Annotated in this window: 13 protein-coding genes; 10 read left to right on the top strand and 3 right to left on the bottom strand. The window is 72.7% G+C overall.

What is annotated here, in order from left to right:
• The first annotated feature begins 21 nt into the window (after positions 1 to 21).
• A complete protein-coding gene (gene alc / locus ABEB03_RS18635) occupies positions 22 to 1,137 on the top strand; it encodes an allantoicase (RefSeq protein ID WP_345649963.1) in 1,116 nt (371 codons plus the stop codon).
• Between the two features lie 247 nt (positions 1,138 to 1,384).
• On the opposite strand, the gene ABEB03_RS18630 is transcribed toward alc, so the two are convergent.
• Positions 1,385 to 2,146 (bottom strand): SDR family oxidoreductase, encoded by a 762-nt coding sequence (locus tag ABEB03_RS18630; RefSeq protein ID WP_345649960.1) that lies wholly within the window; start codon positions 2,144 to 2,146, stop codon positions 1,385 to 1,387.
• A gap of 97 nt (positions 2,147 to 2,243) precedes the next feature.
• On the opposite strand from ABEB03_RS18630, the gene ABEB03_RS18625 reads away from it, so the two are divergent.
• From ABEB03_RS18625 to ABEB03_RS18615, 3 genes are all read left to right on the top strand, one after another.
• Positions 2,244 to 3,062, top strand: coding sequence for an AIM24 family protein (locus ABEB03_RS18625; protein ID WP_095937414.1), 819 nt, complete (start codon positions 2,244 to 2,246; stop codon positions 3,060 to 3,062).
• Positions 3,063 to 3,297: 235 nt separating this feature from the next.
• Positions 3,298 to 4,203 (top strand): DMT family transporter, encoded by a 906-nt coding sequence (locus ABEB03_RS18620; protein ID WP_345649954.1) that lies wholly within the window; start codon positions 3,298 to 3,300, stop codon positions 4,201 to 4,203.
• An 86-nt stretch (positions 4,204 to 4,289) separates the two neighbouring features.
• A complete protein-coding gene (locus ABEB03_RS18615; protein ID WP_345649951.1) occupies positions 4,290 to 4,682 on the top strand; it encodes a guanyl-specific ribonuclease in 393 nt (130 codons plus the stop codon).
• A 50-nt stretch (positions 4,683 to 4,732) separates the two neighbouring features.
• Here ABEB03_RS18615 and ABEB03_RS18610 read toward each other — a convergent pair whose 3' ends face one another.
• On the bottom strand, positions 4,733 to 4,948 hold the full coding sequence (locus ABEB03_RS18610) for a hypothetical protein (protein WP_345649948.1): 216 nt from the start codon (positions 4,946 to 4,948) through the stop codon (positions 4,733 to 4,735).
• A gap of 372 nt (positions 4,949 to 5,320) precedes the next feature.
• On the opposite strand from ABEB03_RS18610, the gene ABEB03_RS18605 reads away from it, so the two are divergent.
• Entirely contained in the window at positions 5,321 to 6,511 is a 1,191-nt protein-coding gene (locus ABEB03_RS18605; protein ID WP_345650000.1) for a sensor histidine kinase, read from the top strand.
• 97 nt (positions 6,512 to 6,608) lie between these two features.
• On the opposite strand, the gene ABEB03_RS18600 is transcribed toward ABEB03_RS18605, so the two are convergent.
• On the bottom strand, positions 6,609 to 7,580 hold the full coding sequence (locus ABEB03_RS18600) for an NADPH:quinone reductase (protein ID WP_345649945.1): 972 nt from the start codon (positions 7,578 to 7,580) through the stop codon (positions 6,609 to 6,611).
• A 225-nt stretch (positions 7,581 to 7,805) separates the two neighbouring features.
• Between ABEB03_RS18600 and ABEB03_RS18595 the strand changes: the two genes are divergently transcribed.
• The 5 genes from ABEB03_RS18595 to ABEB03_RS18575 are packed head-to-tail and all read left to right on the top strand — an operon-like array spanning position 7,806 to position 14,636.
• Positions 7,806 to 8,357 (top strand): SRPBCC family protein, encoded by a 552-nt coding sequence (locus ABEB03_RS18595; RefSeq protein ID WP_345649942.1) that lies wholly within the window; start codon positions 7,806 to 7,808, stop codon positions 8,355 to 8,357.
• Between the two features lie 40 nt (positions 8,358 to 8,397).
• Entirely contained in the window at positions 8,398 to 9,966 is a 1,569-nt protein-coding gene (locus ABEB03_RS18590; RefSeq protein WP_345649939.1) for a class I adenylate-forming enzyme family protein, read from the top strand.
• A gap of 4 nt (positions 9,967 to 9,970) precedes the next feature.
• Positions 9,971 to 11,209 (top strand): FAD-dependent monooxygenase, encoded by a 1,239-nt coding sequence (locus tag ABEB03_RS18585; RefSeq protein ID WP_345649936.1) that lies wholly within the window; start codon positions 9,971 to 9,973, stop codon positions 11,207 to 11,209.
• Positions 11,206 to 13,191: an FAD/NAD(P)-binding protein gene (locus ABEB03_RS18580; RefSeq protein WP_345649934.1), complete on the top strand. Its 1,986-nt coding sequence runs from the start codon at positions 11,206 to 11,208 to the stop codon at positions 13,189 to 13,191. The genes ABEB03_RS18585 and ABEB03_RS18580 overlap by 4 nt, the downstream gene beginning before the upstream one ends.
• On the top strand, positions 13,188 to 14,636 hold the full coding sequence (locus tag ABEB03_RS18575) for a nitrosuccinate lyase (protein ID WP_345649931.1): 1,449 nt from the start codon (positions 13,188 to 13,190) through the stop codon (positions 14,634 to 14,636). The genes ABEB03_RS18580 and ABEB03_RS18575 overlap by 4 nt, the downstream gene beginning before the upstream one ends.
• Positions 14,637 to 14,891 lie beyond the last annotated feature (255 nt).

Genomic DNA, 14,891 nt, shown 5'->3' with positions numbered 1-14,891 from the left:
CGAAAGGCAGACCTGATCATCGTGACGGCGATTCCTCACTTCACCGGCGACGCGAACCCCTACGGAGGCGGCGACCCGTACGCGGACTACCGCACCGCCGACTTCCCCTTCACCCAGTACGCCAACCTCGCCGACCGGCAGCTCGGCGCGGGTGTCATCGCCGCCAACGACGAGTTCTTCGCCCAGCGCGAGAACCTTCTGGTGCCCACAGCCGCCGAGTTCGACCCCGAGCACTTCGGCCACAAGGGCAAGATCATGGACGGCTGGGAGACACGACGTCGCCGCGGCGTCTCGGCCGAGCACCCGTGGCCGACGGCGGAGGACCACGACTGGGCGCTCGTCCGACTCGGCGCGCCCGGCGTCGTCCGCGGCATCGTCGTGGACACCGCCCACTTCCGCGGCAACTACCCGCAGGCGGTGTCGGTCGAGGGCGCGTGCGTGCCCGGGTCCCCGTCGCCCGAGGAACTCCTCGCCGACGACGTGAAGTGGACGACCCTCGTCACACGCACCGCCGTCGGCGGTCACGCGGCGAACGGCTTCGCGGTCTCGGCCGAGCAGCGCTTCACGCACCTGCGGGTCAACCAGCACCCCGACGGCGGCATCGCCCGGCTGCGGGTGTACGGCGAGGTCGTGCCCGATCCGCGCTGGCTGTCGGTCCTCGGCACCTTCGACGTGGTGGCGCTGGAGTACGGCGGCCAGGTCGAGGACGCCTCGAACCTCTTCTACTCGCCCGCCACCAACACCATCCAGCCGGGGCGCTCCCGCAAGATGGACGACGGCTGGGAGACGCGGCGCCGCCGGGACGACGGGAACGACTGGATCAGCTACCGGCTCGCCGGACAGTCCGAGATCCGTGCGATCGAGATCGACACGGCGTACCTGAAGGGCAACAGCGCAGGCTGGGCGTCGGTGTCCGTACGGGACGGGGCCGAGGGGGAGTGGGTTCAGGTGCTGCCGCGGACCCGCCTGCAGCCCGACACGAACCACCGCTTCCTCCTGGACGCCCCCGCCATCGGCACCCACGCGCGCGTGGACATCTTCCCCGACGGCGGGATCTCGCGGCTGCGGCTGTTCGGGTCGCTGACGCCGGAGGGCACGGCGCGGCTGGCCGCCCGTCACCAGGAGCTGGGCGGCTGACTTCGGTCCCTCCTTCGTCTGTTGCGGTTCCCGTGCTCGTGGCGGGGCGGGCGCGCCCTTGCGGTCACTGTGCTCGTGGCGGGGCGGGCGCGCTCTTGAGGTCCCCGTGCTCGTGGCGGGGCCGGCGCCCTGCTGCGGGCGGGGTGCCCCTGAGCCGGCGGGCGCCGGCCCGGACCCCAGCACCGCGCGTGCCGGACGGGGCTCGATGGCCCTGTCCGGCACGCGCGTGAGGGGGAGGCGGCGGCCGCTACGCCGCGTGGCCCCCGTCCACCGAGAACTCCGCCCCCGTGACGTAGGCCGCCTCGGGCCCGGCCAGATAGGCGATGGCCGAGGCCACCTCGTCGGCCGTGCCGAAGCGGCCCAGGGCGGTCATCGCCGCCTGGCCCGCCGCGTACGGGCCGTCGGCGGGGTTCATGTCCGTGTCGATCGGCCCGGGATGGACGATGTTCGCGGTGATCCCACGGTCACCCAGCTCCCGGGCCAGGGCCTTGGTGAGCCCGATCAGGGCCGACTTTCCGGTCGCGTAGAGCGTCCCGCCGGGTCCCGGCACCCGCTGGGTCATGCAGGTGCCGACGGTCACGATCCGGCCGCCCCGGCCCATCCGTGCCGCCGCGGCCCGGGAGGCCAGGAAGACACCGCGGACGTTGACGGCGAGCACCCGGTCCACGTCCGCGAGGGACAGCGAGTCGAGCGGGCCGAGGACCCCCACGCCCACGTTGTTCACCAGGACGTCGAGCCCGCCGAGCGCCTCCGCGGCGCGGCCCACCGCACCGGCCGCCTCCGCGGGGTCCGCCGAGTCCGCCCGCAGGGCGATCCCGCGCCGCCCCAGCGCCTCGACGGCCCGGACGACGTCGGCCGCCTCCTCCTTGCCCCGGACGTACGTGAGGGCCACGTCGGCGCCCTCCCGGGCGAGCCGTACCGCCGTCGCGGCACCGATGCCACGGCTGCCGCCGGTCACCAGGGCCACCTTGCCGTTCATGGCGAGATCAGTCGTTTCCTGTGAGGTCATGCGTCCATCCCAGCGGGCGCGGCCCCCTGGTGCTGGCGGCGAACGGACACCGTGTTCCATGCGGAACTCTTTCTTCCGTTTCTTGCGTTCTCCCCTCGTGACTCTTCAGCAAAAGATCGTCGGCAACGCCATGCAGATGGCGGTCGTCAACCTGCGCCCCGGCCAGACCGTGTACTGCGAAGCCGGCAAGTTCCTGTTCAAGACGGCGAACGTGACCATGGAGACCCGCCTGTCCGGGCCCTCCGGAGGCGGGGGCGCCCCGCCGGCCGGCAACGGCGGCTCGGGCATGGGCGGCATGCTCCGTCAGGCCATGGGCACGGCCATGCAGGTCGGCCAGCGCGCACTCGCGGGCGAATCGCTGGCCTTCCAGTACTTCACCTCCACGGGCGGCGAGGGCACCGTCGGTTTCGCGGGCGTGCTCCCCGGCGAGATGCGCGCCCTGGAGCTCGACGGCACGCGCGCGTGGTTCGCGGAGAAGGACGCCTTCGTGGCCGCGGAGTCGAGCGTGGAGTTCGGCATCGCGTTCCAGGGCGGCCGGACCGGCCGCAGCGGCGGCGAGGGATTCGTGCTGGAGAAGTTCACCGGGCAGGGCACGGTGATCATCGCGGGCGCGGGCAACTTCATCGACCTCGACCCGGCCGACTTCGGCGGTCGCATCGAGGTCGACACGGGCTGTGTCGTCGCCTTCGAGGAGGGCATCCGGTACGGCGTACAGCGCGTCGGGGGCCTGAACCGGCAGGGGCTGATGAACGCGGTGTTCGGCGGCGAGGGCCTGTCCCTGGCCACCTTGGAGGGTAGCGGCCGGGTGATCCTCCAGTCGATGACCATCGAGGGCCTCGCCAACGCCCTGAAGAAGGCCCAGGGCGGGGACAAGCAGGGGCCGACGGGCGGCCTGTTCTCGACGCACGCGGGCTGACGAACGCGCCGGCGGGCCGGCGGCCGCGTCACGGGCTCCGGCGTCGCCGTCCACACGTACGAGCGGGACGGCCGTCCCACGTACGGGAGCCACCAGGGAGGGACACCCCCGGTGGCACCCGGCATCCGCGTGGCGAAACGGTGTAGCCCCCACGGACCCTCGCCGGTACGGTGATCGTCCCCGTGGGAGCCGTCGACGTCTCCACGCCCGCCCGTGACCGCTGGAGACCGCTCCCATGTCGTCGATCGCCGTACCCGGCGCGCTCGCGCCCCGCCGCGCCTGGCTCACCGACCTGCCCGTCCTGCTGGTGGCCGTGGTGTGGGGCGCCAGCTATCTCGCGGCGAAGGACATCACCACCGCGCGGACGGTGATCGCCGTCCTCGTGCTGCGGTTCGCGGTCGTGCTGCCGGTGCTGGTGATCGCCGGACGGCGCGCGTTGAGGGCCCTGACCGCGGCGCAGTGGCGCGGGGCGGCGATGCTCGGGCTGATCCTGAGCGGGATCTTCCTCCTGGAGACGTACGGCGTCGTCCACACCTCGGCCACCAACGCGGGCCTCATCATCAGCCTGACCATGATCTTCACGCCGCTCGCCGAAGCGGCCGTCACCCGGGTGCGTCCCCCGCGTGTCTTCCTCGCCGCGGCCGGTGTCTCCGTGCTCGGCGTGCTGCTGCTCACCCAGGGGGGCGGCTTCACCCGGCCCTCCCTCGGCGACCTGCTGATGCTGCTCGCCGCTCTCGCCCGGACCGTGCACGTGCTCGCCATGTCCCGCATCAAGGCCGTGCAGGGTGCCGACGCGCTGCCGCTGACCACCGTCCAACTGGGCGCGGCCGTCGCGGTGTTCGCGCTGCTGTCGACCGGCGCCGACGCCACCCCCTGGAGCACCGCCGCGGGCTTCGGCGCACGGGAATGGGCCGGGCTGCTGTTCCTCTCGGCCTTCTGCACCCTGTTCGCCTTCTTCGTGCAGATGTGGGCGGTGCGCCGGACCTCGCCGTCCCGGGTGAGCCTGCTGCTCGGGACGGAACCTCTGTGGGCCGCCACGGCCGGTATCGCCCTCGGCGGCGAGCGGCTCGGCGCGGCGGGCCTGGCGGGCGGCCTCCTGGTGCTCGTGGGGACCGCGTGGGGACGTCGGTCGGCAGGTTAACTCCCGGAAAAATCATCGGACTCGGCGGGAGAAAACCGCCTCCTTGACATTGACATGCCATGCTCTACGCGCGTCATCCTGAAGTCATGAGATTCCCCCCACGAATCACCCGCATCGGCACGCTCGTCTCCCTCGTGTCCGCCCTGCTCGTCGGCGGGACCGCGGTGGCCCCCGCCGACGCCGCGACCGCGGCCGTCGGCGGCATCTGTTACGGCGCACTGCCCTCACAGGCGCACGACACCCTGGACCTGATCGACGCGGGCGGCCCCTTCCCGTACCCCCAGGACGGGATCGTCTTCCAGAACCGCGAGGGTGTGCTGCCCTCTCGGTCCTCCGGCTACTACCACGAGTACACGGTCATCACGCCCGGTTCCCCCACCCGCGGCGCCCGTCGCATCGTCACCGGCCAGGAGACCCAGGAGGACTACTACACCTCGGACCACTACGTGACGTTCAAGCTGGTCGACTTCGGCTGCTGAACCGCCCGTGACCACGGGGTGACCCGGCCCGCCGGAAGTCCGGTCCGCGATCAGTCGGACTTCCGGCTCTCGGCCGCCGCGAACAACGCGACCGAGAGCACGACGAGGGCGACGCTCGCGTACACCTCGTAGCCGTCGAGAAAGCCGAGCCGGCGCACCAACCCCCACACCCCCGACACGTGCAGCCGGCCGGTGATCGCCGGTAGCAGGCCCAGGACGCCCTGGACCAGGGCCACGAAACCGAGCACTTCGAGAATCCGCTTCATGGGACGACCCTCGCCCCACGGCCTCCCCCACGACCATCGGCCGTGGGGCGAGCCCTGCCCGTCCCGGGTCTGCGGACCCCGCCGCACCGGAGCACCGAAAGTCTGAAGGGTCGCGACTTTGGTCGACGATCACCGTCGCGATGCGGTGGCACCGGGCGAGCCTGCGTAGATTTGTCGACTGTGAATGGTGACCATCCGGCGCGGCCGGCGCACGACGTACCGGGGCGGACGGCCCTACCTCGCGCCCAGGCCGCGAAGACGGACCCGACGCCCCTGCCGCACGGGGCGACGACCTCCCCGGAGGGCCTGGCCCCGCAGCCGGTGCCCTCGCTGCGCACCCTGTCCGCCCGGCGCTGGCTGCTCCCGTCGACCATGATCGCGGAGCTCGACCTCGACGCCGGCCGCCCGGCCCGCTCCGGACGGCCGCGGCGCACCGTACGCGACTGGATCGTCGACTTCGGCTGCTTCCTGCTCGCCCTGGCCATCGGTCTCGCCGCCGCGAACACGCTGACCAAGGACCCGAACACCCCCCACGCCCTCGCCGTCGTCGACCAGGTGCTCGGCGCGCTGGCCTGCGGGGCGGTATGGCTGCGGCGCCGGTGGCCGCTGGGGCTCGCCATCGCCCTGATCGCCGTCGGGCTGGTCTCCACCACCGCGGGCGGCGCGGGCCTGGTCGCCCTCTTCACGCTCGCCGTCCACCGGCCCTTCAAGTACGTCGGCACGCTCGCCGGACTCCAGCTCGCGCTGCTCCCGCTGTACTTCTGGCTGCGGCCCGACCCCGATCTGTCGTACTTCGCCGCGATCGCCGTCACCTTCCTGCTGACCGCCACGGTGGTCGGCTGGGGCATGTTCGTCCGCTCCAAGCGTCAGCTCATGCTGAGCCTGCGGGACCGGGCCCGGCGCGCCGAGACGGAGGCGGAACTGCGGGCCGAGCAGGCCCAGCGGCTCGCCCGCGAGGCGATCGCGCGCGAGATGCACGACGTGCTCGCGCACCGGCTCACCCTGCTCAGCGTGCACGCGGGCGCCCTGGAGATCCGGCCCGACGCGCCCCACGAGGAGGTCGCGCGGGCGGCAGGCGTGATCCGGGAGAGCGCCCACGAGGCGCTTCAGGACCTGCGCGAGATCATCGGGGTGCTGCGCGCGGGGGACTCCGACGAGGCCGGGCGACCGCAGCCGACGCTGGCCGCGCTCGACGCGCTGGTCACCGAGTCCCGCTCGGCCGGGATGAAGGTCGCCCTCGACAACCGCGTCGTCGACCCGGCCATCGTGCCCGCGTCCGTCGGACGCACCGCCTACCGGATCGCCCAGGAGGGACTGACCAACGCGCGCAAGCACGCGCCCGGCGCGGAGGTGACGGTGACGGTGTCGGGCGCGGCCGGCGACGGCCTGACGCTGTCCGTCCGCAACCCCGCCCCGCCGGGCGACGTCCCGGTCGTCCCCGGCTCCGGTCAGGGACTGATCGGCCTCACCGAACGCGCCACGCTCGCGGGCGGCCGACTCCGGCACGGAGCCGAGGGCGACGGCGGTTTCCACGTCCGCGCCTGGCTCCCCTGGCCCGTCTGACACCGGCCCCCTCACCGGCGATGCTTCAGCCCGTCCGGCGTTCGAGGACGAGGCCGTTCAGGCCGATACGGGGGTCCGGGGGCGGAGCCCCGGGGTGTCAGGCGCCCGGACGCAGGATCACCCTGCGTCCGTGGAGCTCGCCCTGCTCCATGCGCCGATGCACCTCCGCCGCCGCACTCAGCGGCAGCACCTCCGTGCTGCGCGGACGCAACAGACCGGCGGACAGCAGGTCGTTGATGGCGCCCGCCGCCGACGCCAGCTCGGCCGGCGTGGCGTGGGAGATCGCGAACCCCCGCACGGACGCGTCCTTCATGTAGAGCGGCCCCACCGGCAGCACCGGCTCGTCCTTCGCCCCCGCGAGCAGGACGACGCGGCCGCGGTGCGCGAGCAGCGCGACGGCCGAGGCGAGGTCGTTGTGACCGGAGGTGTCGACGTGCAGGCCGACCCCGTCGGGGGCCAGCCGCGACAGATGACCCGTGAGATCCGGGTCGCGGTAGTCCACGACCTCCGCGGCGCCCAGGTCCCGGCAGTAGTCGTGGTCCCGCGGCGACGCCGTCGCGATGACACGGGCACCCGCGCGGACCGCGAGGACGACCAGCGCGGCCCCCACGTTCCCGGCCGCTCCGCCGACCAGCACGGTCTCGCCGGACTCCAGGCCGCCGTGCGTGAACAGGGCGAGATACGCGGTCGCCGTCGGGTGGACCACGGCCACGGCGACCTCGGGATCCACACCCGGCGGCAGCGGGTACAGCCGGTCCAGGGACACCACGGCCTGCTCGGCCGCCGCCCCCTGACGCCCGCCGTGCCCGAGGCTGTTGCACCACACGGCGTCACCGACCGAGAAGCCCCCGCCCGGCGTCGCGACCGTGCCCACCAGATCACGCCCGACGACGAAGGGAAACTCCAGCGGCGTACGGAACACCCCTGAACGCACGAAGGTGTCGACGGGGTTGACCGTGGTGGCCCGCACGTCGACGAGTACCTCGTCCGGGCCCGGCACAGGTGCGGCGAGCTCTCCGTAGCGAATGACGTCGGGTGGGCCGAGCTGTTCGGCATAAGCGGCACGCATGGCCATGGATTCTTCCACCGGGTGGGCGCACCCGGGCGAAACGCGCGCGTTCTTCGTCAAGTCGTCCGCAATTCCCTCCCGCCGCACTCCGAAGATGAGGAACCCGGAAGCGCCGCGGACTTGACGGACCCGCACGGGCACTTTTGCCCGCGCTCCCCGAGCGGCGCAGCATTCCGGGCATCAGCCGACAACACCGGGAGAGACAAGACCGTGGGTGACAACACCGTGAGTGAGAAAGTCCCGGGGGAGAGCCCCCTGTTCCGCGCCGCGGCCGACGTGCACGTCGACGCCACGCCCCTCCAGGTCTACTCCGTCGTCAGCGACCTCGGCCGCAGCGGCGACTGGAGCGAGGAGTGCGTCGGAGGCGAGTGGGTGGAGGGCGAGCCCGCCACCGTGGGCGCGGTCTTCCGCGGTGAGAACCACCGCGAGAAGGACGTGGTGGCCTGGGCACCCGTCGTACGCGGCTCCTGGAGCACCCGGTCCGAGGTGATCGCCGCGGAGCCCGGCGCCACGTTCTCCTGGGCGATCCAGGACTCGGCGGGACGTGCCCAGGAGAGCGTCTGGACCTTCGACATCGAGCCCGACGGCACCGGCAGCCGGCTGGTCCACCACTTCCGGATGGGCGCCGCCACGGAGGGAATCCGCGGGATCACCGCAGAGATGGACGCGGAGCAGAAGCAGAAGTTCTTCGCCGACTGGGGCGCCAAGCTGGAAAAGGACCTGGCGGCGACCGTCAAGCGCATCAAGGACGTCATCGAAGGCGAATTCAAGAGCTGAATTCCGAGCCTGTTGAGCCTGGGTAGGAGAGGGCGAGCACGTGTTGCTGCAACGGATAGGAAACCGGGGAATCCGGCTCGGGACGCTCTTCGAGCGAGCGGCCGCCCGGCACCCCGCGAACGTACTGATACTCGACCACGATCTCGACATCGCGCCCGCACTCGGACGCCGCGCCACGGTCGCCGAAGTCGCCGACCTGGTCGACGACTTCGCGTCCCGGCTGTGGGCGGCACGGGTCAGGCCCGGGGACCGGGTGGTCATCTACAAGTCCGACGGATTCGACATCACCCTGCTCGCCTGCGCCACGGCCCGGGTCGGTGCCGTACCGGTGCTGCTGTCGCCGAAGCTCGACGGCGGGACGGTGACCGAGCTGGTGCGGCGCACCGACCGCCCGTACCTCGTCACCGACCAGGCGAAACTGGAGGAGGAACTGCCCGACTCGGTCGTCGGACTGGCCTCCGCCGTGCTGCTGACCTCCGGAACGCACCCGGCGGCCACCCCGCTCGCCGACTTCGAGGGCGTCGAGCGGGTCGCGCCGGTGACCATGCCGCCCGAGCACCCGACGCTCATCACGCACACCTCCGGCACCACCGGCACACCTAAGCTCGCCGTCCACACCGGGCGGACCCTGCAGGCGCGTTACCGGCCGCAGGCCTCCGTCGTCGGCCCGCTCGTCCGCGGCCGCGAGACGATCGCCATGCACGTGTCGTTCGTGCACTCACGGCTCTTCACGGCACTCGCGATCTCGCTGCACCGCGGATTCCCCGTCGTCGTGCTCGCCGACTCCGACCCGGCGCACGTGGGGGACCTGTTCGCACAGCTGCGGCCGGGAATCCTGGAGGCACACCCCAACTCCTTCATGAAGTGGGAGGAGTTGGCCGACGACCCGCGCCGTCCGCTGTCCAACGTCAAGCTGTACAGCAGCACCTTCGACGCCATCCACCCGCGGACCGTACGGCGGCTGCTGGCCGCCACCGACCGCCGGGCCCCCGTCTTCGGCCAGCTCTACGGACAGAGCGAGATCGGCCCCGCCGTGGTGCGCTCCTTCAGCAGGCGTCGGCCCGAGGAGGCCGACGGGCGCTGCGTGGGCATGCCGTTCCCCGGCATGACCGACGTCCGCGTCGTCAGCCGCAACGGCCGGCCGCCTTCCAAGGACAACCCCGGATTCATCGAGGTCAAGAGCGACGGCCGCATCGTCACCTACCTCGGCGAGCAGGAGCGCTACGACAAGCAGCTGTCGGACGGCGGCTGGTGGCGCATGGGCGACGTGGGCTACCGCACCAAGTGGGGCTGTCTGCACCTGCTGGACCGGGAGGTCGACGTCATCGAGGGCTTCGGCTCCACGCTGGCCGCCGAGGACCGCCTGTTCGCCCGGCTCGACGACCTCGCCGAGGTCATCATCATCCCCGGCGCGGACGGCACGGCCGTCCCCGTGGTGTGCACCAAGGACGACGTACCGCTGGACCTCGACGCATGGCGGTCCGCGGCGGAGGGCCTGCCGCCCATGGCGGACCCCGTCCAGTGGCGGCTCGCCGATCTGCCGCAGACGGCCACCACGAAGATCAAGCGCCTGGAACTGGCGCGCGTCCTCACGAACCAGGGCGGCTGACACCATGATCGAGGCAGTCATCACCGGCGGTGGCATAGGCGGGCTCGCCACCGCGCTCGGCCTCGCCCGCAGCGGCCACCGGGCCGTCGTCCTGGAACGGGCCCCCGAGTTCGCCGAGATCGGCGCCGGCATCCAGCTGGCCCCCAACGGAATGCACGCGCTCGACCGGCTCGGCGTCGGCGCCGAGGCACGCTCCCTCGCCGTCCGCATGGACGAACTGCGGTTCATGGACGGGGTGACGGGCGAACACGTCACCAGCATGCCGCTCACCGAGGAGTACCGCCGCAGGTTCCGCAACCCGTACGTCGTCGTGCACCGCGCCGAGCTGCACGCCGTGCTCCTCGACGCCTGCCGGGCCTGGGACACGATCGAACTGCGCGGCGGCAGTGCCGTCACCGGATACGAGCAGACCCCCATCGGCGCGAGTGCCGTACTGGAGAACGGCGAACGGGTCCACGCGGACGCCCTGATCGGCGCCGACGGCATCAACTCCGCCGTCCGCGCACAGCTCGTCGGCGACGGCGAACCCCGCGTCTCCGGGATCACCGTGTACCGCGCGGTCATCCCCATGGACCGGGTGCCGCCGGAACTGCGCCGCGACACCTCCGTGGTGTGGTGGACCGGCCCCGGCTGCCACTTCGTGCACTACCCGATCGCCGGCGGCAAGTACCTCAACCTCGCCGGCAGCAAGGACGACGGAGGCATCCGAGCCTTCGCCGGTGTACCCGTCGAAAAGGCCCACGTGCGCAGGCAGTTCGCCACCCTCGGCCAGGACGCGCAGCGTCTCGTCGAGCTCGGCGACGGCTGGCGGTCCTGGATGCTCGTCGACCGCGACCCGGTCGACACCTGGACCGACGGGCGCGTCGCCCTGCTCGGCGACGCCGCCCACCCCATGCTGCACTACGCGGCACAAGGCGCCTGCCAGGCCCTGGAGGACGCCGTCCACCTCGGTGACCTGCTGGAGGACGGCAGCGGGGACGACGTGTCCCAGCGCTTCGAGAAGTACACCGCGGACCGCCGCGAACGCACCGCCGCCATCCAGCTCGCCGCACGCGAGAGCACCCGGCTGTGGCACCCCGCGGGGGGCGCCGCCCTCGCCAGGAACGCACTCCTCTCCAAGCTCACCCCCGGACAACTGCACGACCAGGTCGCCTGGATGCACGGCGCCCGGGACTTCGGCGCCACCACCCCCGCACCGGCCTACCTTCCCACCCACCCGAATCAGAACGGAGTTCAGGAATGAGCAGCAGCCGTCTCCAGGTCGCCATAGTCGGTGCCGGACCGCGCGGACTGTCCGTGCTGGAGCGCCTGTGCGCCGGTGAGCGCAAGCGGCCCACGCACACGGAAGTCGTCGTGCACGTCGTGGACCCGTCCCCGGCGGGCGCCGGCGCGGTCTGGCGCGCGGAACAGTCCCGGCATCTGCTCACCAACACGGTGGCCTCGCAGATCACCGTCTACACGGACGACAGCGCGCAGATCGAGGGCCCCATCGAGCCGGGTCCGAGCCTGTACGAATGGGCCCAGGGCCTCTCCCTGCTCGGCCAGTTCGGCGGCTACGACAACGACACCCTCGACGAGGCCGAGCGCCTCGGCCCCGACTCGTACCCCAGCCGCGCCTTCTACGGCCGCTACCTGCACGACGCCTTCAAGCGCGTCGTCGCCCGCGCACCCCAGCACGTCACCATCACGGTGCACGCCTCCCGAGCGGTGGCCATGGCCGACACGCACGGCGTCCCCGGCGGCCCGCAGGGCCTGCGCCTGGAGGACGGCACCCGTCTGAACCAGCTCGACGCGATCATCCTGGCGCAGGGCCACCTCCCGGCGCGACTCACCCCGCGCGAGGCCCGCACCGCGAGCCTGGCCCGGATCCACTACCTGACCTACATCACGCCCTGCAACCCCGCCGACGCCGACCTCAGCTCCGTCGCGCCCGGCCAGAACGTCCTCATCCGCGGCCTCGGCCTCAACTTCTTCGACCACATGGCCCTGTTCACCCTCGGCCGCGGCGGCAGCTTCGTCGAGGAGGACGGCAAGCTCGTCTACCACCCCTCCGGCCGCGAGCCCAAGCTGTACGCCTTCTCCCGGCGCGGTGTCCCGTACCACGCGCGCGGCGAGAACGAGAAGGGCGCGTACGGGCGTTACTACCCGAAGCTGCTCACCGGCCAGTACATCGAGGACCTCCGCAAGCGCTCCGAGGACGGCGAGCGCATCAACTTCACCGCCGACCTGTGGCCGTACATCTCCCGCGAGGTGGAGAGCGTCTTCTACGGAACGCTGCTGTCCGCCAAGGGCCGTGCGGAGGACCGCGAGGCGCTGGTGAGCGCCTACCTCGCCCTGCCGGAGGGCGAGAGCCCCGACGCGCTGCTCGACTCGTACGGCATCGACAGCACCGAGCGCTGGGACTGGGAGAAGCTCTCCCGGCCCTACGGCAGCCGGAAGTTCACCGACCGCGACGACTTCCAGGAGTGGCTCCTCGACTACCTGCGCGCCGACGTGACCGCGGCCCGCTCCGGCAACGTCAGCGGACCGCTCAAGGCCGCCCTCGACGTCCTGCGCGACCTGCGCAACGAGATCCGGCTCGCCGTCGACCACGGCGGCCTGGAGGGCAACTCGCACCGTGACGACCTGGAGGGCTGGTACACACCGCTCAACGCCTTCCTGTCCATCGGCCCGCCCGCCGCCCGCATCGAGCAGATGGTCGCGCTCATCGAGGCCGGCGTCCTGGAGATCACCGGGCCCGGCACCCAGGTCCGGCTCGACACCCGCAACCAGGTCTTCGTCGCCGACTCCAGCGCCGTGCCCGGCACCCCGGTGCGCGCCACCGCGCTCATCGAGGCCCGGCTGCCCGAGCCCGACATCCGGCGCACCGACGACCCGCTGCTCAGCCACCTGATCAACACCGAGCAGGCGGGCCCGTTCCGGATCGACGGCAGCTGCGGCACCACGTACGAGACCGGCGGACTCGCCGTCACCGAGCGGCCCAACCGGCTCCTCGACGCCCGCGGGCGCGCGCACCCGCGCCGCTTCGCCTACGGCGTGCCCACCGAGTCCGTGCACTGGGTGACCGCGGCCGGCATCCGGCCCGGCGTCGACTCGGTGACCCTCGGCGACTCCGACGCGATCGCCCGTGCCGTCCTCGGACTGCCGCCGGCGTCCCAGGTCCCCGCGGGCGTACGGCCGGTGACCGACGAGACCGACACCGACCTGACAGGAGTGATCGTGTGACCCACCCACTGGACGCACATCTGGACGCGGACGTGCCGACCGACTCAGGTCTGCTGTCCCCCGTGCGTGCCGGTACCCCCGTCGAGGCGGCCGTCTGCGACCGGGCATGGCTCCAGGCCATGCTCGACGCGGAGGCCGCCTTGGCCCGTGCCCAGGCACGGCTCGGGACGGTGCCGAAACCCGCGGCCGACGTCATCACCCGCACCGCGCGCGCGGACCGCTTCGACCTGCGGGCCCTCGCACTCGCCTCCCGCGAGACCGCCAACCCCGTGGTCGGCCTGGTCCAGGCGCTCACCCGGGCCGTCGCGGACCGGGACGAGGGCGCGGCGGAATACGTGCACCGGGGCTCCACCAGCCAGGACGTCCTGGACACCGGGGCGATGCTCGTCACCGCGCGGGCACTGCGGCTGCTGCACACCGACCTCCATCGCGTCGGCGACGCGCTCGGCGCACTGGCCCTGGAGCACCGCGACACCCTGATGGCGGGCCGCACGCTCGCCCTCCAGGCGGTGCCGACGACCTTCGGCCTCAAGGCCGCGGGTTGGCGCGAGCTGGTCCTCGACGCCGCGCGGCGGGTCGAGCGGGTCCTCGACGGGGGCCTGCCGGTGTCGCTGGGCGGCGCCGCCGGAACCCTCGCCGGCTATCTGGAGTACGCGGCGCTCGACGGCGAGGTGGGGGAGGCGGGCGACTACCTCGACCGTCTCGTCGAGGCGTTCGCCGCCGAGACGGGTCTCGCTCCGGCCGTACTGCCCTGGCACGCGCTGCGCACGCCCGTCGCCGACGTCGCCGCGGTGCTGGCCTTCACGGCGGGCGCGCTGGGGAAGATCGCCGTGGACGTGCAGTCGCTGACCCGCACCGAGGTCGGCGAGGTCACCGAACCCACGGCCGCCGGGCGCGGCAGCTCCTCGGCGATGCCCCACAAACGCAACCCCGTCCTCGCCACGCTGCTGCGCGCCGCCGCCCTCCAAGTACCCGTCATGGCAGCCGGACTGACGCAGTGTCTGCTTTCCGAGGACGAGCGGTCGGCGGGGGCCTGGCACGCCGAGTGGCAGCTGCTGCGGGAGTGCCTGCGGCTGGTGGGCGGCGCGGCGCACACGGCCGTGGAACTCGCCGAGGGGTTGGAGGTCAGCCCGCGCCGCATGCGTGAGAACCTCGCGCACAGCGGGGCCCAGCTGGTCTCCGAGCGGATCGCCGCCGTCCTTGCGCCCCGGTTGGGCAAGGTGCGGGCGAAGCAGTTGCTGAGCGACGCGGTGACGGTGGCCCGGGAGACGGGTCGTCCGCTGCCGGACGTCCTGGGCGACGAGCCCGCCGTGACCCGTCTCCTCGGTGTCGGCGAGCTGGCTGCCCTGTGCGATCCCGGTGGATACACCGGGGGCGCGGGGGCGTTGGTCGACCGGGCCCTGGGCCTGCCGCCGGCCCCGACCGTCGAACGCGACGCCGCATAGCCGCCCGCCCCGGGGCCCAAGGCGCCGCCGCCCCGCCCCAGGGCCCAGGGCGTAGCAGCCCGCCCCACCACGAGAGGCCCTCCCCCGGACACCCGGAGGAGGGCCTCTCCAGTTTTTCGCCCCCTCCGCCCCTACCCGTCCCGTCCCCGGGGCTCCGCCCCGGACCCCGCTCCTCAAACGCCGGAGGGGCTGGATCTGTCCGTTCTTCTCAATCGCCGGACGGGGCGGAGGGTCTCAGCCCGTCCGGCGATTGAG

The sequence above is a fragment of the Streptomyces siamensis genome (assembly GCF_039543605.1).
GTDB classification, from domain to species: Bacteria; Actinomycetota; Actinomycetes; order Streptomycetales; family Streptomycetaceae; genus Streptomyces; species Streptomyces siamensis.
This window is presented reverse-complemented; position numbering and strand designations above follow the sequence as displayed.

Coding starts and splice junctions, on each gene's coding strand:
- ABEB03_RS18630 (WP_345649960.1), bottom strand. CDS start 2,146: ATGACCTCACAGGAAACGACTGATCTCGCCATGAACGGCAAGGTGGCC.
- ABEB03_RS18620 (WP_345649954.1), top strand. CDS start 3,298: ATGTCGTCGATCGCCGTACCCGGCGCGCTCGCGCCCCGCCGCGCCTGG.
- ABEB03_RS18615 (WP_345649951.1), top strand. CDS start 4,290: ATGAGATTCCCCCCACGAATCACCCGCATCGGCACGCTCGTCTCCCTC.
- ABEB03_RS18610 (WP_345649948.1), bottom strand. CDS start 4,948: ATGAAGCGGATTCTCGAAGTGCTCGGTTTCGTGGCCCTGGTCCAGGGC.
- ABEB03_RS18605 (WP_345650000.1), top strand. CDS start 5,321: ATGATCGCGGAGCTCGACCTCGACGCCGGCCGCCCGGCCCGCTCCGGA.
- ABEB03_RS18600 (WP_345649945.1), bottom strand. CDS start 7,580: ATGCGTGCCGCTTATGCCGAACAGCTCGGCCCACCCGACGTCATTCGC.
- ABEB03_RS18585 (WP_345649936.1), top strand. CDS start 9,971: ATGATCGAGGCAGTCATCACCGGCGGTGGCATAGGCGGGCTCGCCACC.
- ABEB03_RS18580 (WP_345649934.1), top strand. CDS start 11,206: ATGAGCAGCAGCCGTCTCCAGGTCGCCATAGTCGGTGCCGGACCGCGC.